Origin of the sequence: Bacillus sp. PS217, from assembly GCF_037963535.1 — a bacterium.
Classification (GTDB): domain Bacteria; phylum Bacillota; class Bacilli; order Bacillales; family Bacillaceae; genus Bacillus; species Bacillus subtilis.
The window spans coordinates 1399530-1420125 of record NZ_CP150157.1 but is presented as its reverse complement, the minus strand read 5'-3'; the positions used below and the strand labels follow the sequence as shown (position 1 = coordinate 1420125).

Annotated in this window: 22 protein-coding genes and 2 riboswitches; of the genes, 7 read left to right on the top strand and 15 right to left on the bottom strand. The window is 42.6% G+C overall.

The window, feature by feature from the left end; translation table 11 throughout:
* Window positions 1-10: 10 nt before the first annotated feature.
* Window positions 11-985 (bottom strand): TerC family protein, encoded by a 975-nt coding sequence (locus tag NSQ83_RS07495; RefSeq protein WP_106073873.1) that lies wholly within the window; start codon window positions 983-985, stop codon window positions 11-13.
* A 76-nt stretch (window positions 986-1061) separates the two neighbouring features.
* On the bottom strand, window positions 1062-1727 hold the full coding sequence (locus tag NSQ83_RS07490; protein ID WP_198878733.1) for a DedA family protein: 666 nt from the start codon (window positions 1725-1727) through the stop codon (window positions 1062-1064).
* Window positions 1728-1907: 180 nt separating this feature from the next.
* Between NSQ83_RS07490 and NSQ83_RS07485 the strand changes: the two genes are divergently transcribed.
* The 3 genes from NSQ83_RS07485 to NSQ83_RS07475 are packed head-to-tail and all read left to right on the top strand — an operon-like array spanning window position 1908 to window position 7121.
* A complete protein-coding gene (locus tag NSQ83_RS07485) occupies window positions 1908-4310 on the top strand; it encodes a bifunctional diguanylate cyclase/phosphodiesterase (protein WP_198878732.1) in 2403 nt (800 codons plus the stop codon).
* Between the two features lie 36 nt (window positions 4311-4346).
* On the top strand, window positions 4347-5282 hold the full coding sequence (locus NSQ83_RS07480; RefSeq protein ID WP_010886496.1) for a Ku protein: 936 nt from the start codon (window positions 4347-4349) through the stop codon (window positions 5280-5282).
* A gap of 3 nt (window positions 5283-5285) precedes the next feature.
* The gene (locus NSQ83_RS07475; protein ID WP_198878731.1) at window positions 5286-7121 is read left to right on the top strand and encodes a DNA ligase D; all 1836 of its coding nucleotides are present in this window, start codon (window positions 5286-5288) and stop codon (window positions 7119-7121) included.
* A gap of 25 nt (window positions 7122-7146) precedes the next feature.
* On the opposite strand, the gene NSQ83_RS07470 is transcribed toward NSQ83_RS07475, so the two are convergent.
* Together NSQ83_RS07470 and NSQ83_RS07465 are read right to left on the bottom strand one after the other, a co-directional pair.
* The gene (locus NSQ83_RS07470) at window positions 7147-8160 is read right to left on the bottom strand and encodes a glycosyltransferase family 2 protein (RefSeq protein WP_339239125.1); all 1014 of its coding nucleotides are present in this window, start codon (window positions 8158-8160) and stop codon (window positions 7147-7149) included.
* Window positions 8161-8172: 12 nt separating this feature from the next.
* The gene (locus NSQ83_RS07465) at window positions 8173-9867 is read right to left on the bottom strand and encodes a DUF6044 family protein (protein ID WP_015715772.1); all 1695 of its coding nucleotides are present in this window, start codon (window positions 9865-9867) and stop codon (window positions 8173-8175) included.
* Window positions 9868-10059: 192 nt separating this feature from the next.
* Here NSQ83_RS07465 and NSQ83_RS07460 point away from each other — a divergent pair, with 192 nt between their 5' ends.
* The gene (locus NSQ83_RS07460; protein ID WP_198878730.1) at window positions 10060-10872 is read left to right on the top strand and encodes a metallophosphoesterase; all 813 of its coding nucleotides are present in this window, start codon (window positions 10060-10062) and stop codon (window positions 10870-10872) included.
* A 27-nt stretch (window positions 10873-10899) separates the two neighbouring features.
* Here the strand turns inward: NSQ83_RS07460 and NSQ83_RS07455 are convergent, their stop codons facing one another.
* Window positions 10900-11451 (bottom strand): hypothetical protein, encoded by a 552-nt coding sequence (locus NSQ83_RS07455; RefSeq protein ID WP_003245777.1) that lies wholly within the window; start codon window positions 11449-11451, stop codon window positions 10900-10902.
* Window positions 11452-11542: 91 nt separating this feature from the next.
* Between NSQ83_RS07455 and NSQ83_RS07450 the strand changes: the two genes are divergently transcribed.
* Entirely contained in the window at window positions 11543-12673 is a 1131-nt protein-coding gene (locus tag NSQ83_RS07450) for a glycosyltransferase (RefSeq protein WP_204551492.1), read from the top strand.
* 5 nt (window positions 12674-12678) lie between these two features.
* Here the strand turns inward: NSQ83_RS07450 and NSQ83_RS07445 are convergent, their stop codons facing one another.
* From NSQ83_RS07445 to NSQ83_RS07435, 3 genes are all read right to left on the bottom strand, one after another.
* On the bottom strand, window positions 12679-13143 hold the full coding sequence (locus NSQ83_RS07445) for a MarR family transcriptional regulator (protein ID WP_003232536.1): 465 nt from the start codon (window positions 13141-13143) through the stop codon (window positions 12679-12681).
* A 132-nt stretch (window positions 13144-13275) separates the two neighbouring features.
* Complete coding sequence (gene ykoL, locus NSQ83_RS07440; RefSeq protein ID WP_003245766.1) at window positions 13276-13458, bottom strand: stress response protein YkoL; 183 nt, start codon at window positions 13456-13458, stop codon at window positions 13276-13278.
* A gap of 87 nt (window positions 13459-13545) precedes the next feature.
* A complete protein-coding gene (locus tag NSQ83_RS07435) occupies window positions 13546-13701 on the bottom strand; it encodes a hypothetical protein (RefSeq protein ID WP_003232538.1) in 156 nt (51 codons plus the stop codon).
* A gap of 194 nt (window positions 13702-13895) precedes the next feature.
* On the opposite strand from NSQ83_RS07435, the gene tnrA reads away from it, so the two are divergent.
* Window positions 13896-14228 (top strand): MerR family transcriptional regulator TnrA, encoded by a 333-nt coding sequence (tnrA, locus tag NSQ83_RS07430; RefSeq protein ID WP_003232541.1) that lies wholly within the window; start codon window positions 13896-13898, stop codon window positions 14226-14228.
* 42 nt (window positions 14229-14270) lie between these two features.
* On the opposite strand, the gene mgtE is transcribed toward tnrA, so the two are convergent.
* From mgtE to ykoG, 7 genes are all read right to left on the bottom strand, one after another.
* Window positions 14271-15626: a magnesium transporter gene (gene mgtE / locus NSQ83_RS07425; RefSeq protein ID WP_003232543.1), complete on the bottom strand. Its 1356-nt coding sequence runs from the start codon at window positions 15624-15626 to the stop codon at window positions 14271-14273.
* 17 nt (window positions 15627-15643) lie between these two features.
* Entirely contained in the window at window positions 15644-15766 is a 123-nt protein-coding gene (locus NSQ83_RS07420; RefSeq protein WP_009967087.1) for a hypothetical protein, read from the bottom strand.
* A 91-nt stretch (window positions 15767-15857) separates the two neighbouring features.
* Window positions 15858-16023, bottom strand: a riboswitch (M-box (ykoK) riboswitch).
* Window positions 16024-16130: 107 nt separating this feature from the next.
* Complete coding sequence (locus NSQ83_RS07415; protein WP_003218541.1) at window positions 16131-16268, bottom strand: transcriptional regulator SplA domain-containing protein; 138 nt, start codon at window positions 16266-16268, stop codon at window positions 16131-16133.
* An 82-nt stretch (window positions 16269-16350) separates the two neighbouring features.
* Window positions 16351-16863: a PepSY domain-containing protein gene (locus tag NSQ83_RS07410; RefSeq protein ID WP_198878728.1), complete on the bottom strand. Its 513-nt coding sequence runs from the start codon at window positions 16861-16863 to the stop codon at window positions 16351-16353.
* Window positions 16864-16954: 91 nt separating this feature from the next.
* On the bottom strand, window positions 16955-17635 hold the full coding sequence (locus NSQ83_RS07405; RefSeq protein ID WP_198878727.1) for a PepSY domain-containing protein: 681 nt from the start codon (window positions 17633-17635) through the stop codon (window positions 16955-16957).
* Window positions 17632-18996, bottom strand: coding sequence for a two-component system sensor histidine kinase YkoH (ykoH, locus tag NSQ83_RS07400; protein WP_024572088.1), 1365 nt, complete (start codon window positions 18994-18996; stop codon window positions 17632-17634). The genes NSQ83_RS07405 and ykoH overlap by 4 nt, the downstream gene beginning before the upstream one ends.
* A gap of 3 nt (window positions 18997-18999) precedes the next feature.
* The gene (gene ykoG, locus NSQ83_RS07395) at window positions 19000-19686 is read right to left on the bottom strand and encodes a two-component system response regulator YkoG (protein WP_101169469.1); all 687 of its coding nucleotides are present in this window, start codon (window positions 19684-19686) and stop codon (window positions 19000-19002) included.
* A gap of 101 nt (window positions 19687-19787) precedes the next feature.
* Window positions 19788-19900: riboswitch (TPP riboswitch) on the top strand.
* Window positions 19901-19996: 96 nt separating this feature from the next.
* Here ykoG and thiU point away from each other — a divergent pair.
* A complete protein-coding gene (gene thiU, locus NSQ83_RS07390) occupies window positions 19997-20596 on the top strand; it encodes an HMP/thiamine ABC transporter substrate-binding protein ThiU (RefSeq protein WP_198878726.1) in 600 nt (199 codons plus the stop codon).

Below are 20596 nucleotides of genomic sequence, written 5' to 3'. Positions count from 1 at the left end.
GTCTTTCAGATTACGCCCGTTCACGGGTGCTGTTTTTTTGCTCGTTTTGTGCGCCCTCCGGCTGTTTTTTCCCACCTGACATAAACCAGCCGCAAACCGCGATTGCTGCTAAGACACCCCAGAATATCAGCTTCCATGTTCCAGAATGAATAAAGTGCTCAGAAACAACCGCTATGTCGCGATGGGCAAGCGTATATAAAGCAAGCTTCACTCCGACCCAGCCGACAATCACAAAGGCTGCTGTTTCTAGGCTTGGACGTTCCTTTAATAACTTCACAAACATGGAAGCCGCAAACCGCATGATCACCAGTCCGATGATACCGCCGGCCAAAATGACGAGAAATTGTCCTCCGTCAAGTCCGCCGATCTGCGGGAGTGATGTCCCAGGAAGTGTAACCGCCAGCGCTACTGCTGCTAAGATGGAATCAACAGCAAACGCGATATCTGCCAGTTCAACTTTTAAAACAGTCGGCCAAAAACCGCTTTGCTTCGTCTCTTTATGTGTGTCTTCTTTCTTAAATACATATCTTTTCAATAAGTGGCTTGCTGAGATATACAGCAAATAGATCGCGCCAATCGCTTGAACCTGCCATACGTTGACCAAGAAAGAAATTGCAAATAAAGAGCCAAATCGCAGAACAAAAGCCCCTGCCAATCCATAAAATAACGCTTTTTTTCTTTTTTCCTCCGGCAAATGTTTTACCATTACCGCCATAACCAGCGCGTTATCGGCGGCTAAAATCCCTTCCAGCCCGATCAAGACGAGAAGAACCCAACCATACTCTAATAATAATGCTGCATCCATAAATGATACCCTCCCAAAAAAGTTGTTTTCTTTCTCTTCATCCGATCTTATGCCGGCCGGACCATGCAAAAAAGACCTTTGCCGACATAAGGCAAAGGTCTTGCTAGACATGAATTCAGGCATGCCAACAAAGCCGATGGATACAATCCATGAAATGACGACTTTGTTTCCGGAATACATTCCGGACGCTACTCCCCTTTGGGATTTCAAGAAATATGATTTTATACGTCAATGATATGCGCAGCGCAATGATTTGTCAACGTTTATTTTTCAAAAATACAGATAATTGTTCGGAATGCGTGCGTTTCTTCCTCTTTTTCATCAGTAAGTAGAGCAGGAAAAGCGCCAAAATCGCTATCCCGATCGGAAGCATATATTGATCAAGAATAGAGCCGACTTCCTTCCAATTTTCACCGAGCTTCACACCGAGATAAACATATACAAATGTAATCGGAAGCATAGCAATGAATGTATAAAGCGAAAACACCCAAACATTCATTTTTGCAATTCCGCACGGTATGGAAATCAATGTCCTGATGCCAGGCAAGAAACGGCCGCTGAACGCGACAAAGCCCCCATGTTTTTTGAAAAATTCATCTGACTTATCAAGCGCTTCAGGTTTAATAAAGAGATACTTCCCAAAACGTTCAAGAAACGGCCTTCCTCCGTACCGGCCTATCCAATACAGCGTAAGCGGACCGGCCACTCCCCCAAGCGATCCTGCCAAAACAACGCCGGCAAGTGTCATATCGCCTTTAGATACCCAATAACCCGCAAGCGGCAAGACGACTTCGGCCGGAATAAACTCAATGCTGAGCGCTAGAAATATTCCAAAATAAGATAAGCTTTTAAATGCTTCTATCCATGACATAACCAGCTCTTCGATAGCCACCAACTCCCTTGCTTCATGTTTATGTATCATACATTTTTGTTTTTTCGGAAAACGTCAAGATGATTTTAACACATTTTTCACGGTCAGTTGAACTAAAAATAGATCTCCCTCGTATTTCTATCGTTTTGAAGGCTGAAACTCTGCGGTTAAGCAGCCGATAATAAAGAGAGTCAACAAGACTGGAACACACGATACGGGGGGAATCTCCATTTGGAAATACACGTTACGTATAATACGACGCTCATATGTTTATCTATTCTAATTGCCTGTACCGCCTCGTATATTTCCCTTGAACTTTCAAGGAAAGTCACCATCAATACAGGCTTAAAAAGTAAAATTTGGCTGATCGGCGGCTCACTTATTATGGGATTCGGTATTTGGTCAATGCATTTTGTAGGGATGATGGCCGTCCATATGGAAATGCCGATGGAATATGAATTCATGCCTTTAATGGCAGCCATTGGCGCATCTGTTTCGGGATCATTTGTGTCATTATATTTTGTCAGCCGGCACATTCTTACATATTACAGACTGCTTACCGGATCAGTTGTGCTTGGCGCATCTATTGCTTCTATGCACTATATCGGAATGTCTGCCATTTCCCGGGTAATGATTATTTACGAACCGATTTTATTTACAGTTTCAATTATCATTGCGATTGCAGCCTCTTTCGTCTCGTTAAAAATATTCTTTGACTTGGCCGTAAAAAAACATTCTGAGCATCTTATATTCTATAAAGTCGTCAGTTCAATTGTAATGGGTATTGGGATTTCGGGCATGCACTACACAGGGATGCTTGCGGCAACTTTCCATAAGGACATGGCTCCGCCCGGAAGCCATATGGAGGTGCAAACGTTTCATTGGTCAATTTTTGTTACTTTAATTATTTTTTGTATCCAAACGTTATTGTTATTCAGTTCCCATGCAGATCGAAAGTTTATTAAACAGAGCGAACGCATAAAAGATAACGAACAGCGATTTCAGTCTTTAATCGTCCACAATATTGATGCAATCTTTATTTTATCATTAGAAGGAGACATAATATCTTCCAATCACGCTGGTGAGGAAATGATCAGCAAATTTGGCTTCAGCATGCATGACTGGAGGAATTACACATCACTGAAGGTTAAGCGCCTTTTTGAGCAAGTTAAAAAAGATAAACAAGCGATGAACAGCGATAGCGATCTTATCACTGAAAAAGGCCAGTTTCACTTAAATATTACGCTTATACCTGTTGAGGTCAATCAGGAACTAGACAGCATTTATGTCATTTGCAAAGACATGACGAAGCAGTACAAAGCAGAAAAAGAAATCCATAGAATGGCTCATTATGATTCGCTTACAGACTTACCTAACAGAAGGCATGCCATCTCTCATCTAACAAAGGTGCTGAATCGCGAGCATTCCTTGCATTATAACACCGCTGTATTCTTTCTCGACTTAAACCGGTTTAAAGTGATTAACGATGCATTAGGGCATAATGTCGGTGATCAATTGCTTCAGTTTGCAGCTAAACGCCTGTCATCTGTAGTCCCTGATAACGGATTTATCGCCCGTCTTGGCGGTGATGAATTTATTATTATATTAATAGACGCCAATACAGGAACAGGCGAAGCAGATGTTTTAGCAAGAAAAATTATCCAAAAATTCAAAAAACCTTTCAAAATTCAAGATCACACCCTTGTCACATCTGTCAGTATCGGGATTGCGATATCTCCAAAAGACGGGACGGATGGCCTTGAATTGATGAAAAAGGCTGATATGGCAATGTATGCGGCTAAAGAACGAAACAAAAGCAAATACAGATACTATTCTTTTTCAATCGGCAACAAAGAAACCGTCAAGCTTAACCAAGAGATGGTACTCAGAGAAGCAATCGAAAACGATAGATTTGTCTTGCATTATCAGCCGCAATTCAGTGTGAAAAAACAAAAAATGACAGGAGCAGAAGCACTGATACGCCTTGTGACACCAGACGGGCAACTGCGTCCGCCCGGAGAATTCATCGGTGTTGCAGAAGAAACGGGACTTATTATTGATATCGGAAAGTGGATTATAGATGAAGCATGCAAGCAGGCAAGGATTTGGCATGACAAAGGCTATGATCTTTCTGTCGCCATTAATATTTCCGCCAGACAGTTTCAATCTAAAGATCTGATTCCCCTCATCAAGGATACGCTTAATAAATACCAGCTTCCTCCGCAGCTTCTTGAAGTGGAGGTGACGGAAAGCATGACAATGGACAATCTCGATCACTCCAAAAAGGTTTTGTCATCCCTAACAGAATTAGGAATCAGAATCAGTATTGACGATTTCGGTACTGGTCACAGCTCCCTTAGCTATTTGAAGGACTTCCCGATTCACAGGCTGAAGATTGACAAATCATTTATTGACGATATTCAGACCCATCCTAAATCAGAGCAAATTACCGGAGCTATTATTGCCATGGGGCATCAGCTGTCTTTGCAGGTGATTGCCGAAGGTGTGGAAAATGCAGCTCAAAAGCAGCTTCTTTTTGAAAAAGGCTGCGACCATTTGCAGGGCTTCTTTTTCAGCAGGCCAATACCTCCGGAACAATTCGAACAATTCATTATTGAACAGCCGTCGCAATAACAGCGCCGGCTTTTTTTCACCCATAAGTTACTACACATGAATCGTACTCCTTCTCTTCACACTAAAGAAAAAAAGGGGTTTATCGATATGCATACAATGTGGAAGGGATCGATCAGCTTCGGATTAGTAAACATCCCCATCAAGCTATATGCGGCCACAGAAGATAAAGATATTAAACTGCGCAGCCTCCATAAAGAGGATCACGCACCAATCAAATACGAGAAAGTTTGCACAAATTGCGAAAAAACTCTTAGTCCTGATGAAATTGTGAAGGGATATGAATATGTAAAAGGAAAATATGTAGTGCTGACGGACGAAGATTTAAAAAGCTTAAAACAGGAGCATGAGGAGAAAGCAGTTGAGATTGTTGACTTTGTTCAGCTTCAGGAAATTGATCCGATTTATTTTAACCGCTCCTACTTTGTCGGCCCCGGGGATAATGGGACGAAGGCCTATACCCTGCTGCGTGAGGCGCTGCGCTCAACCGGAAAGATCGGTATCGCCAATATGACAATCAGGTCAAAGCAGCAGCTGGCGATTCTCCGCGTTTATGAAAATTGTATCGTCATGGAGTCTATCCATTATCCCGATGAGGTCAGAAGCGCCGCTCAAGTCCCAGGTGTACCTGATCAATCGAATGTAAACGATAAGGAACTGCAAACTGCTATCACATTAATAGATGAGCTGACTGCTAAGTTTGAGCCTGAGAAATATGAAGACACGTACCGACAGGCGCTGCTGCAAAGAGTCAACGACAAGCTAGAAAATAAAGAAACGGCTGTCACTCCTGATAAAGCGCCACCTCGTGAAGATGTCATTGACCTGGTAAGCGCTCTGCAAGCCAGCATCGACAGAACCAGAAGGCCGAACCGGGAGACACCGGCTGCCGCACCTGCACAAGCCGCTGAACCGAAAGGAGCCGGAGATAAAAAACAAAAAACAACTAGAAAAAAAGCCTCCGGCACATCATAGCGCATGGCGTTTACCATGCAGCCGGTCTTAACTTCGTCACCGCCAATCGGAGCAGAATGGCGTTACGAAGTAAAATATGATGGGTACCGCTGTATTCTCCGCATCCATTCTTCAGGTGTGACCTTAACCAGCAGAAATGGTGTGGAGCTCAGCAGCACCTTCCCTGAAATCACACAATTCGCCAAAACTGCCTTTCAGCACCTAGAAAAAGAGCTTCCGCTGACACTTGACGGTGAAATCGTATGTTTGGTGAATCCCTGTCGTGCAGATTTTGAATACCTTCAAGTGCGGGGGCGTTTGAAAAGGCCAGACAAGATTCAGGAATCGGCAAACGCGCGGCCGTGCTGCTTTCTCGCCTTTGATTTGTTAGAGCGAAGCGGAGAAGATGTAACGCTTCTTTCGTATTTGGACCGCAAAAAATCTCTGCGTGAACTCATATCCGCAGCAAAGCTTCCTGCATCTCCAGATCCTTACGCAAAAGAAACCATTCAATCCATTCCCTGTTATGATCATTTTGATCAACTCTGGGAGATGGTAATAAAATATGACGGAGAAGGAATTGTAGCGAAGAAAACAAACAGCAAATGGCTTGAAAAGAAGCGGTCGTCCGATTGGCTCAAATATAAAAACTTTAAACAAGCTTATGTTTGCATAACAGGGTTCAACCCTAACAACGGGTTTCTGACGGTATCTGTGTTAAAAAACGGAATAATGACACCGATTGCCTCTGTCTCGCACGGAATGCGCGATGAGGAAAAAAGCGCTATACGCGAGATTATGGAACAGCACGGACATCAAACACCCTCAGGCGAATTTACGCTTGAACCTTCGATTTGTGCAGCTGTTCAATACTTAACAATTCTCCAAGGCACATTAAGAGAGGTATCGTTTATCGGTTTCGAATTCCAAATGGACTGGACCGAATGCACGTATGCGCAAGTCATACGACACTCCAAACCGGTTCACCCAAAGCTCCAGTTCACAAGCCTGGATAAAATCATATTTGAAAAGAATAAAAAAACAAAAGAAGATTTTATTCAGTATATGATTGAAGTCAGTGACTACCTGCTCCCATTTCTGAAAAACCGGGCTGTCACCGTCATCCGCTATCCGCATGGATCTAGGAGCGAATCATTTTTCCAAAAAAACAAGCCGGACTATGCGCCGGATTTTGTTCAGTCTTTCTATGATGGAAGCCATAAACATATTGTCTGTGAGGATATGTCTACATTGCTATGGCTTTGCAACCAGCTTGCTTTGGAGTTTCACGTTCCTTTTCAAACCATTAAAAGCAGGCGTCCGGCTGAGATTGTCATTGATTTAGACCCGCCTTCGCGAGATGACTTTCTTATGGCCGTGCAGGCCGCAAATGAACTGAAGCGGCTGTTGGATTCCTTTGGCATCACATCGTACCCGAAGCTGTCCGGCAACAAAGGCATCCAGCTTTATATTCCATTGTCTCCCGAGGCATTTACGTATGAAGAAACACGCCAATTTACGCAGCTGATCGCAGAGTACTGCACCAATGCAATTCCCGAGCTCTTTACCACTGAACGCTTGATTAAAAACAGACACGGCAAATTGTATCTTGATTATTTGCAGCATGCAGAAGGAAAAACGATTATCTGTCCCTATTCGACGAGAGGAAATGAGCTTGGGACTGTTGCAGCCCCGCTCTACTGGCATGAGGTGCAATCATCTTTAACACCCGCTCTGTTTACAATTGATACGGTCATCGATCGAATTAAGAAGCAGGGCTGCCCATTTTTTGATTTTTACCGCAACCCGCAAGACGAACCGCTTAGCGCTATATTGCATCAGTTGAAGAAAAAGAGCTGACTAATGAAGTCAGCTCTTTCCGTGTTTAACTGTACTTTTTTTCTAACCGCTCTTTTTCCTGGCGCTGGAGCGGGCTCAGCTGCTCATTATACAAATCAATATCGATCGCGTATTTCGGCCGTCTTTTCACTTCAGAAAAAATCGTTCCAATATACTCTCCGATGATGCCAATTCCCATCAATTGCAACCCGCCCAAAAACCAAATGGATATGATAAGAGACGCCCAGCCTGCATTCGTATGGCCGAGCAGCTTTTGAATAAACGCGCCAATCCCTGCCACAGCGCTGAGGAAAAACAAAACAAACCCTAAAAGCGTAAAGAATCGAATTGGTGCGACACTGAATGAAGTAATCCCGTTAAAAGCGAAGGATAGCATCTTTTTCAGCGGATATTTCGTTTTGCCGGCAAAGCGTTCCTTGCGGTCATACAAAACTTCGGCCGATTTAAAGCCGATCATGGGGACAATACCTCTTAAAAACAGATTCGCTTCCGGATAACGCTCAAGCTCTTCAAGGGACCTTTTATTCATTAAACGAAAATCAGCATGATTATAAATTAATTTAATCCCAAGCTTATTCATGAGACGATAAAACCCTAACGCGGTCGTGCGCTTGAAAAAGGTATCGGTTTTTCTGCTCCGGCGTACACCGTAAACGATCTCGCAGCCCTCATGATATTTCAGCATAAAATCCCGGATCACAGAGATGTCGTCCTGAAGATCAGCATCGATCGAAATGACGCAGTCTGACCTATTCTTCGCTTTATGCAGTCCGGCTAAAAGCGCTTTTTGGTGGCCGACATTGCAGGCTAATTTTAAGCCGGTAACCTTCTTGTTTCTTATGCTCTCCATAGCAATCAAAGCCCAAGTGCGGTCTTTGCTGCCATCATCGACAAACAGAATTTTACTGTCTTCAGCAATTAATTTTTCTTTAATTAAATCATCTACAACCTCTGTCAGCTGACGGCTTGTTTCTTGAAACACTTCCTCTTCATTGAAACACGGGACGACGATGGTTAATACTGGCTGTGACTGTTTCAATCGATATCCTCCTTATCTTGTTTCATATAAATAAATGCGCCAGGCGGAATCTTTATGGTCAAACGTCTTTACGAGCGCGAGATGGTTTTGTTCAGCATTCATGATCGGAACTGAAGAAAAAATGTACCGTCCACCCATTTTTTTAAATACATCTGTATTTAATTGAAGGTTGTTGATCGTTTTCTTCGAGTTCTTTTTGAAATCATATCGTTTACCGAGTTCATCGACAAAAAGGTAGCAGCGGCTGCCCCATTCATCAAAATATTGTTTCAGCCGAGAATTTTTTTCCAGCTCTTTTTCAATGATTTTCCTAAATTCATATTTATATGAAAGCGGATACAGATTGTTATACGTATCTAACGTATAAAACCCGTTATATTGGGCGATAGACGGATGCAGTCCGATGCTCGCCACCCTATACGAATCTTGCGGACGTCCGATATATTCCTTAATCTCTTTGAATTGCTCTGATGCATAAAACTCCCTGAATGTCGGCGCGTTGTAATGAACACCATACGTATATTCTTCATTAAAAGGCGCCAACACCATCAGCTGTGCAGCGACTGCGGCGTACACAAGCCATTTCCATCCTTTCCCCATCCGCCAAATGAGATATAAAGCAAGTGCAAAGCTCACGTATATAACAAGCGGCCGAAGAAAATGAAAACGGGCAAAATTAAATTCTGCTAAAAAAGCAAATTTCTGCTTTGGAACAGCCCAAATTTTGTTGAACCAAAACGCATACCATAATGACAACCCGTAATTAAGCACACATAAAAACAGATAAACATTTTCTGGCTTTGTCCGATTTCGTTTGAACAGCAGAGCAGCAAATACGACCAGCAGGATCGGAAGGATGACAACGGTATGAACGGTCATCACATGATTATGGCCATAGACAAAGTTTTTTACGGAAAGCCGAAGAGAATGCCAAACGTCATGCCTAGATGAGATAAATTCGATACGATGCATCGGTGCGTGCTCAAACAGCATCGAATAGACAAGCCGATATTCAACGAAAAGATAAATACTCGTCATAAATGCAATACTGCCTAAGAACATCAAATTCCATCTTCTTTTTGTAATGGCATCATACAGCCAAAAACACGCCATCCCTGCCAGGAAAAAGAAAAAGCCTAGAACAAAGCTTGAGTATAGAGGGAGCAAGCCCAGCGTCAGCCACTCTCTCCATGAGATATCCCCTTTTCGGATATTTAAAAAAGCCCACAGTGCCAAGGGATACCCAAGCGTACTCAGCATTCCCGAAGGCCAGAACGGTGTTAAGGCAAATGCAAGCGATACGCCAATTCGGATAAAAGCCGCTTTTGGTTCCGGGATTATATGTTTCTTCAGCAGCACATACATTCCAAAAAAAGCGACAACTCTTGTAACCGTCTGGCTTATTGCATAGGCGGTCATGGAAGAAAAGAAAGCATGGAGCCAAACAATTCCGCTCCACTCGGTGCCAAAGGCATCCCGGGGCAGCCCGTTAATGATTTGCGGAATGGCAGCGTCAACCTTGCCGACGATTTCTCCGCTATCGGCCAGAACCTTGTACCAAGCGATGTTGGAATCTAAATTATCGTGGACCCGGATATGGGCATCTTCCTTTAAAATAAAAAGCGGGGATACATACAATAAAAGAAGAAATAATGCGATCCAGAGATAATATGTTTCTTTTTTTTGTTGTCTCATCAATCGTAACATTGCTTACACATCCATTTGTTATTCTGACTCCGTCGGCATGTTCTGCCTCATGTGTCAAAATTTATTATCCCTTTTCCCTTCCAAATCATTCATCATATGACAATCCGTTTTTCAGCCTGTCTCTACCCATTAATTCCCGCTATCCATAGGGCTTGATCACTTACTATACTGATAGAAGGGAGGGGATATATTTTGTTTACAATCTTACTTTCATTGGCCATACCCGTATTTGTGCCATTTCTATATAAAGCGAACCGCAATACAAAAGATGTGAAAGTCAACACCATTTCAATCGACCAAAAAGACGGCCTTCCAGCCAGAAAAAAATTAAATATCCTTCATTTATCTGATCTTCACTTGGAAAACATTTCAGTCTCACCTGAGGAGCTGTATCATTTAACAAAAGATCAGCCTGTGGACATCATTGCTCTTACCGGGGATTTTCTTGATCGGAAACGTAATATTCCGAAACTGGCAGGTTACTTGAACGCCTTGCAAAAGCTAAAGCCTGCATATGGAATGTACGCGGTGTTCGGTAACCACGATTATGTATTGAAAGAAGAGGACTTTCAGAGATTGAAGCGAGTTTTAGAGGAAAACGGCTGTATCACGCTGCAAAATGAACATGTTCGAATCGAGACGGCTGCAGGGCCAGTCAATATTATCGGCATTGATGATTACAGTACGAATCGGAGTAATATCACCGGCTCTTATCAAAGTCTGGAAAATGGCTATCATCTTGTCTTAACACATGACCCAAATATTATTCTGGATATGAAAGATGTTCATTATGATTACCTGCTGTCAGGGCATTTTCACGGCGGGCAAATTCACTGGCCAAAACCGTATCATTTGGTAAAAATGGGAAAGCTCGTGCGAATGAACATGATTAAAGGCCTTCATTATCATCACGATAAACCATTTTATATCAGTGAGGGCTTGGGACAAACCGGCGTAAATATCCGTGTCGGAAGCCGCCCTGAAGTGACATTTCATCAGATTTAATCAAAAAAGACTGTGCTGACCGAGGCATCAGTCTTTTTTTTGATAGGTTTTCTGCAGCTTTTCTTTTGAGATAAACAAATAGGATGAATTCGGTAAATGCCGCAAGCTCACAGGCTTTGAAGTCAAATATAAAATCGGCACATGAGACACTTTTTTAAAGCATCTGTAAAAAGGGTTCACCGGGGTGATCACATCAAAGCCGAGCCTTTCCACACCTTTGTCAAGCATTGTAATCCCAATGATTCCTTTGATTTTCTCGCTTTTTTTATGATTGTTGATATAGTCAAGAAGAAGCGGCATCGATTGATATACTTTCTGATAAATAATGATTCCTTTTCTGACCGCGCTCTCAATGCTTTGCAGTTCTCTTATCAGCTTAATATTGTGCAGATGAATTTTAACGAGCACATCATTTTTTCTTATATGCGTTCCATCGCTCAGCACGACATGATGTCCTTTATACTTCGTCAGCCTGACTCGAAAAACGCTTTTTTGATCGTTGTCAATCAAGCTTAGCCTTGAAAAAAAGAAATAAATCGGATCAACCACTCTCCATATGGAAAGGAAACAGGTTTTCATCTCTTCACCTTCCTCATAATCAAAAACACCCTTATATTTTGTGAACGTTCTCCTCAAAATATAGTTGCCATATTTTTTTAGGAGGACTGTCATGAAAAACATTCTCATTTTTCCTTTTTTAAGCATTTCCACCGGCCATCATCATGTGGCTGATGCATTGCAGGCTGAATTAGAGTCTCAAGGGCTGGCAGCTGAAAAGATTGATATCTTTTCACATTCGTATAGGCGGTTAGAAAAATTGTCCTCCGTGGCTTATTTAAAATGGATTCAATATTTCCCGAAAACGTACAGCGGCATTTACAGGCTCCTCGCCTGCGGAGAATTTCAGCATGACAAACGCTATTTCATGTACGAATGGCTGTTCACACAGCAAATGAGGCACATCCTCCAAGAAAAACAGCCTGATATCGCCTTCTGCACACATGCGCTGCCTTCTTATCTGCTGAACCGACTAAAGCCTGAATATCCGAATCTGACGGTTGTGAATGTATACACTGATTTTTTCGTGAATCAATTATGGGGACGGAAGAACATTGATTACCATTTTGTTCCGAGCACGGAAGTAAAGAAGCAGCTAATATCAGAGGGTATCGATCAGAACAACATATACTTGACCGGCATTCCAGTTCACCAAAATTTTGAAATGGAATCAGCAGATACCTTGCAGCACCACCCGCCATATACCATCATCATCACAGGGGGCAGTATGGGGGTCGGTGGGATTTTAAAATGGGTGCAGGAACTGTCGCCAGGCGGAAAGATCTTATACAAAATATTATGCGGCAGAAACGAAAAGCTCTACTCCTATGTCAAAAGTTTACACCACCCCTTGATTGAGGCGATTCCTTATCTTCACAGCAAAGCAGAGATGAACCGTTTGTACGAACAGGCGACAGGCATCATGACTAAACCCGGAGGCGTGACCATCAGTGAATGCTTACAGAAACGGCTTCCGGTATTTATTTATCATGCACTGCCGGGACAGGAGGAAATGAATTTAAACCTTCTACATGAAAGGAAACTCGTCACAGATATGAGAAACTGGGACATGCAGAAAGCAGAAGAGTATATCGCGGCATTTTTTCAATCGAACGAACAGATGAAGGAGTATAAAAAACACGTCAATGGATACCTTGGCGAAATGTCTGATAGGAAGATTAAAGATGTTTTAAAAAGAATCATATGGAAACAAAAAAACACTCTCCTGAAACAGAGAGTGTAGAATAGTTAACGAAACAGCAAATGCTGGCTGTGTATGCCTGCTTTCTTGAGCAGGACGATCAGCTGGTCCTGTTCATCAGGCGAAAGGCCTGAAAACGCTCTCGCAATACGCAGTGCATGAATCGGATAAATTTTATCCAAATACTCATTTCCCTTGTCAGTTAAATGTGCGTAAACAGAGCGTTTATCTTTCGGGTCCTGCTCCCTTACTAAAAACCCGTTTCTTTCTAGTTTGTCAATAACATATGTGACGTTTCCGCTTACAAGCAGAAGTCTCGACCCAATTTGCTGTAATTTTTGCGGGCCTCTTGTGTACAGGAGCTCCAGTACAGCAAATTCAGTGGGATTAAAACCGTGCTCTTTGCTATCACGGATACTATGTTCGGACACACTTTTGAAAGCCCTTGCAAAAACTCTGTACAAATTCATCGCACGCTCAACTTCTTCTTCGTTAAACGATAATCTCATCATATCTACCTCGTATATAGGATTTTTATAAAAAAATAATGAAAACCCTTACATATAATAAGAGTTCAGTCCCTTACTATACGTATTCGCTATAATTCGAGAAATTCCTTCTAAAAGCAAAAAAATCCTTATACATTATCTTGTATAAGGATAATTTTTATGATTTGTAATGCTTCGAAAGAAATAAGCGTATTCTTTCCGAAGCTCAGAAATCGTCATTTTGTTCATGACCTCTTTATTATAAACCCCTATCTGATAGAGTTTTTCAGAATAATGGCGTCGTTCTTTTTCTAAAGCGGATTTCAATAAATTACTCATAGCGTCCTCCTTCATTTTGAGGTATCCTATACAAAAGATACTCTTTTTAAATGAACGTGGTATGAATCTAATGTAAAGAATTTATGTTTACGAAGATTTTCGGTATTGTCCGTTTTGAACCGATCTTAATAATTGAAAAGCCTGTTCTCCGGCAAGCTGCATAAACGTCTCCAGCATTTCATCACGCTTGATATCCAACTCTATAATTTCTTTTGCCAGTGAGACTGCTTTTTCTTCCTCCATGATTATCCTTCCTCCTCGTTTGATTCGTTACATAAAGGATAAAACGCGCTTGGGTGTTACGCATTATTCTTGTTAATTTTTCTTCCGTATTTTTTCAAAAATCTTCTATTTGATGTTAGAAAATATGACAAGCGTCAGGTTTTTTCTATTTGTTTTTTATATACTATTATCAAAAGACATCCAGGGGTGGAAAAATGACCACAGAAGATCATTCTTATAAAGACAAAAAAGTGATTTCAATCGGAATTGTGAGTGAATTGACAGGATTGTCCGTAAGACAGATCAGGTATTATGAGGAACGAAAGCTCATTTACCCGCAGCGTTCTTCAAGGGGGACAAGAAAATACTCCTTTGCCGATGTGGAGCGGCTGATGGATATCGCCAATAAGCGTGAAGACGGCGTACAGACGGCAGAGATTTTAAAGGATATGCGCAAAAAAGAACAGATGTTAAAAAACGATCCGCAAGTGCGGAAAAAAATGCTGGAGGGGCAGCTTAATGCTCACTTTCGGTACAAAAACCGTTAAATAATAAAAGTCCGGCTCGCAGTTGAGACGGACTTTTTACGTTTATAATGAGTGAATGAATGCAGTGGCAATGCCAAAGTAGATTAATAAAGATAAAATATCGTTTAACGTTGTAATCAGCGGTCCAGAAGCAATCGCCGGGTCTACTTTCAGTTTGTGCAAAATAATAGGGATAATCGTTCCTGACATCGTGCCGATGATTAAGGTTAAGAACAGTGAAGAGGCGACAACAAATCCCAAAAGCGCATTCCCCTGCCATATGATAGAAACAATCGCAATCAGCACAGAACAAACCGCTCCGATAAAAATACTTGTTCTGAACTCCCGGAAGATCAGGCGCACAATCGTTTTTTTGTTCATTTCTTCTTTAGACAAACCTCTGATAACAACCGCAAGAGATTGTGTTCCCGTATTTCCTGTCATCCCTGACACCATCGGCATGAAAAACGCAAGCGCGACAACCTGCTTCAGCGCGTCTTCAAAATAGCTGATAATGCTTCCTGAAATCAGTCCGATAAACAAGAGTAAAATCAGCCATGGCAGACGCCGGTATGCCGCCACGTAAGCTTTTGTGTCAAAGGTGATGTCTTTACCGGAAGCGGCAAATTTTTCGTAATCCTCATCAGCTTCCCGAATAACAACGTCGATAATATCATCGACCGTCACAATGCCGACAAGCACGTTGTTTTCTTCTACAACCGGTATTGCCAAAAAATCGTAACGTTCTATCAGGCGGGCAACTTCTTCCTGGTCCTGAAGAGCATCTGCTGATATGACGCGGGTAAACATTAAATCCTGCACCTTTTCTTCAGGTTCACCCAGAATCAAATCGCGGTAGGAAAGAACCCCAACCAGCTGTTTGCTTTCATTAATAACATATAAGTAGTTGATCGATTCAGCTATTTCAGCGAAGCTTTTCAGTTTGACGACCGCGTCTTTTACCGTGTAATGCTGAGGAATCCACACATACCGGTTTGTCATCATGCGTCCCGCTGAATCAGCCGGGTAATTCATCAAGAGCTGTACAGCTTTTGACTCTGACGCTTCCATGCTGGACAAAAGCTGTTCCTTCAGTTCTTCGTCCATTTCTTCAAGCAATTGAGCGAGGTCATCGTTGTCCATTTTGTTCATCGCCAGTGTTGCTTTTGTTTTTCCGACTTTATTTAAGACGACAAGCTGAAATTCGCGTTCCAGCTCCCCGATCATATCAGTGATATCGTCTACAGTTAAATAAGATAAATAGCGGGCGCGGTGTTTTTCCGGCATTTCTTTAAAAATAAATGCCATGTCATAGGGCTGAAGCTCATCAATAACACTTCTGAAATCCCTGATTTTCCCGTCTCGCAGTAAAATAATGATGCGTAAAATGAGTTCGTCATAGGTCATGTTTTGAACCATCGGGACTCGTACCTCCTCTACGGAGACGTGCCGGCCTCGCCAGAAGGTGCGGCAGTTCGTCTCCTCATCGTGTAATCAATTGTCTTGCTGTCATAGTATATGGGTACTTCTTCAGATTGACTCGAATGGGGAGAATCCATACTCCGCACCTCCTTTGATTGGTTTCGTTTTAAAGGCATAAAAAAAGCCTTCGGGATTGAAGGTGAAAGAAGCACGGCAAAAAAAACGTGCGGGCGCCTTCAATCGTAGAGCTTTAGCACTGTATGGCATAGGACAAGCATCCAGCTGCATTAAAAATCACCTTATGTCGATGATTTCTGTTGACCCATTGGCGTCTTTGGACATTTTTGGGCAGCAGCGTATCTCCATACAGGAGCCTCACCTAACGAAGTTCCTAATTGAATTGACACACTGAGATTACAGAAAAAAACAAGCTGTGTCAACTCAAAAAAGTAATAAATACGCTTACATCACAATTACGGAACAAAACAAGGGCCTAAGCCCTTATTCTGTTGTTTGTGTCTCGTCATCTTCAGAAAGCAAATGATACGTTTCATGAAGAAATAAGGCATACTCTCCTTCCTTCGTCGGATGAGGGACATATTCAGCCTGATTGATGTATTGCTCCTCTTTCTTTTCCATGCGTTTCGCCTCCTTTTCTACTTAGATTGTCCAAAAGAAGGTTTCTTATCATGAAAAACCCCCGCTGCAGCGGGGGTTTTGATTAGTCATCTATCTCCTGTTTGATAATGCGTCCATCTTTTGCGGAAATTTCAAATTCTGTCTCAGTTCCTTGCTTCGTTTGGATTTCCATTTCATAGATGTAAGCACCGTCATCTTCGTCAAGCTTACTTTCTGTTACGGTTCCACCTGTTTGCTTTAAAGCAATTTCTTCAGCTTCTTCTTTGGTTATGGCGACTTGTTCTGCTTTCTCCTTTAACGGGTCATTAAGCGCTTGTTTTGTATGAATATCTACATAAACGTCGTAGTCTTCACCTTCTTTTTCAATCTCCACTTCATAGACTTCTTTACCGTTGTAAAGGTCTCTGTCAATGTCTTCTACTGTGCCGTCAACAACTGTTTTAGCAATTGCTTCTGCTTCTTGTTCAGTGAGTGCATCCGTCTTAGAAGAAGCCTGTCTGTTTTCATTGTTTTCTTTGGCAAACGTGTTGTAGCTGAATCCTCCGGCCGCTAGGCACCCTGCTAAAAGACCGACCATCCATTTTTTCTTGAGCATTTGTGAGTCCTCCTTTGTTTTGTATGAGTACAGTTTACACACTCAACATGAAAGGAAAACGAGAGCAAGATGAGAATTTGATGAGAAACCGTCAGTCTTCATACACAATGTTAGCTACCTTTCCTGTGTAGGCATTGATTTTCACTGTCGCTTCCTTATTATCAGGAAAATCAACGTCTACTTCAAAGATGAGAGTGCCCTCACTTTCTTCGAGATCTGCGTCATCCGCTGTTCCACCCGTTTTTCGCTCTGCAATTGTTTTGGCTTCTTTTTTCGTAATCGGCGTTTTTTGTTGATCTTTGCTGCTGATTTGATCGGCAGACAAGACTGTTTTTGCCTGCATGTCTACCTTCACTTCGTATGTTTTCCCGTCTTCTTTTTGTATGGTATAAGTGGCAACTCGACTTTGTCGTGTTTGTTTTTTGACCGTTCCCGGCACCCGCTCAAGCGCGAGATGCTCGGCTTCTTTTTCTGTCATGGCAGATGGATTCACTGCTTTTACTCTATTCATTGAAAGAATGTCAGCCGATATTGCGTCTGCTTTTACAAAGTAAGTTCCCTTTTGATTTTCAAGCGTTATAGCATATGTTTTTTTATCCTTTGATTGTGTTGCTTTCGTGACCTTGCCTTCATAAGAGGATTCGACTTTTTTTACGACAGTCTCCTTTGACAATACGTTCTCATGGGTTTGCCGAATGATGAGAAACGTACAGATGATGACAACTAAAATGGCTGCTGCGGCAAAAGATACTGTTTTTATTGTTTTAGTCATCGGCCTCCCCCATTCTGTTCGCTGAATTGCATGGTGACAGCTGTTCCTTGTCCCGGCTTGCTTTTGACAGACAGCTCAATGCCATGCTCATCGGCGATTTGCTTGGCAATGGAAAGGCCTAAACCCGTTCCGCCTGTTTTTCTGTTTCGTGCTTCATCTGCCCGGTAGAACCGTTCGAACAAATGCGGGATATGCTCCTCAGGTATTCCGATGCCTTCATCCCTCACTGATAAAAATGGCCGTCCATTCCTCGTTCCAGCTGACATCTCAATAGGCTTTTCACTATACTTTATTGCATTATCAAGCAAAATGGTCAACAGCTGCTTGATGCGTTCTTCATCAGCCTTTACAAGCAGGCTCTCTTTATCTGTTTCAAGCAATATGTCACGCTGATAAACGGACTGGAGCGTTTGCATAACCGCGCGCGCCGCTTCAATCAGATCGATTGTTTTCAGATCAAGCTCAAGCTCTTGATGACTTTTGGCCAGCGCCAAAAGCTGATTGGTCAGTTTTTTCATATGCACCGCTTCTGAGTGAATGGCTTCTATCGACTCCTCAAGCACCTCCGGCTTTTTTGCCCCCCACCGCTTCATCAGGCTGCTGTAGCTTTCTATAATGGTGAGCGGGGTTTTCAATTCGTGTGAAGCATCTTGAACAAATTGCTGCTGTTTATCATAGTGCTCCTTCAGCATCATTGCCATTTCATTAAATGTCAGCCCCATTTGATACAATTCATCGTTGGACTGTCCTTCTAAAGAAATCGTTTTAAATTCTTTGTCTCGCTGTATGTCTTTCATTGTGATCATTAATCGTCTGATCGGATTGATGATTCGGCGGGCTAGCAAGCTGCCTGCAAAAAAAGAAGCAATGCAGACAGCAGCACTTGCAGCGATTAAGATGATTTTCAACAGAAACAGACTCTCTTCTGTGTTCTCAAGCCTTTCAACCAGCTGAAGAGAAACCACTTGTCCATCGGTCCAAATTACCGGAACAGCAGCCTCGGCAAACAGCTTGCCGTCATGTTTCCTCACATCTGCCGTTTCTCCGCTATGAAAAGAGAGAGGAAAATCTTTATAGGCTTTTTCTTTTGTGATCGTCATAACGGCTTTTTGATCACCATTCACTACACGCACCATGCCATTTGCCGGAAGATAGGCCTGCAGCATATCCTGCAAAGCCACTCCTTCTGTTTCAGCGGCACGCAGCGCTTCGGCAATGTTATCCGTCTCATCAGCAAGCCGGGATGCATCCTTTGATGTCAGCGCAGACGAAAAAATGAGATAGACTGCGGTATGCACCAAAATTAATAAAATCAACAGTGATATTGATGTGTATAGATGAATCTTGGTCTTCAGCTTCATCGTTTACCCCTTAATGGCATAGCCGACCCCGCGAATCGTATGGATCAGCTGTTTTTCGTAAGGATAGTCCAGTTTTTTTCTGATGTATCTTATGTAGACGTCCACGACATTTGTATCACCGATATAATCAAATCCCCATACCGAGCTTAGAATTTGCTCCCGTGTCAGCACTTGCTGCGGATGCTTTAGCATATAGACGAGTAGATCAAATTCCCGCGGCGTTAATTCCACCTCTTTGTCTCCGCGTCTCACTTCACGGGTTTTTTCGTTCACCCGCAAATCGTCATATGTAAGAAAGGTGCCGATATCTTCCGTTTTTGTTCCATTTTGGCGCAGCGCCGCCCTGATTCTCGCAAGCAATTCCTCGATTTCAAACGGCTTGGTGACATAGTCATTTGCACCGATGTCCAGACCTGTTACCTTATCAGGAATACTGTCTCGCGCCGTTAATAATATGACCGGTGTCTGCGGATCAGTTTTTCTCAAGCGGCGCAGCACTTCCAGTCCGCTAAGCCCCGGAAGCATGACATCAAGAAGCACCAAGGAATACCCGCCTTTCGCTGCCGCATCCAGACCTTCTGTGCCATTGTGTTTGATGGTGACGCTGTATCCTTCATATTCCAATTCAAGCTGAAGAACCCTGGCGATTTTTTCTTCATCTTCCACAATTAATATGTTTCCTTTTTCCAAATTTGATCATCCTCTCCCGTCCCTATATGAAAAAAATGATTTCGTTGTTTACAAAATGATTCTTATCATCTATTATGATGTCAAAATAAAAAATTGTATACGGAAAGCACTAGGGGTGCTGTTTTGGCTGAGATAAAGCGCGGAAGAAACGCGCTTTGATCCCTTATGACCCGATCTGGATAATACCAGCGTGGGGAAGTGCAGGTTGACCGAATGGTGTATTTTTTTGTGCGCTTAATCGATCTATGACTGCATATTCCCTTAGGATATGCAGTTTTTTATTTTACCAAAAAAACAGGAGGTCGGAGAAATGGAGCATATTTGCGGTACAAGCAGAATCGCCGGTTTTCGCTTCTCTTTATATCCGATGACGGATGATTTTATCAGTGTGATCAAGTCTGCGCTGAAAAAAACAGATACATCCAAGGTTTGGACGAAAACCGACCATATCAGCACGGTGTTACGCGGATCGATTGATCATATATTCGATGCTGCAAAAGCCATTTACCTTTATGCAGCAAACAGCGAACAACACATCGTCATGAACGGCACGTTTTCCATTGGATGCCCGGGTGACACACAGGGGGATACATATCTTTCCAATGATAAGCGTGTCAATGATGATGCTGTCCGAGGCTTGAAGGCGGAAGCGCCGTGCCAATTTGCCCTTTATCCAATGAACGAGCCGGATTATATGGGATTGATTATGAAGGCTGTCGACATTGCAAAAGCCCAAGGCACTTTCGTACAGGGTGTCCATTACGCGAGCGAGCTTGACGGGGATGCGCATGACGTATTCAGCACATTGGAAGCCGTTTTCCGCATGGCTGAGCAGCAAACAAACCACATCACCATGACTGTGAATCTTTCGGCTAACAGTCCATCAAGAAAAAACAGAAAGCAGGGATAA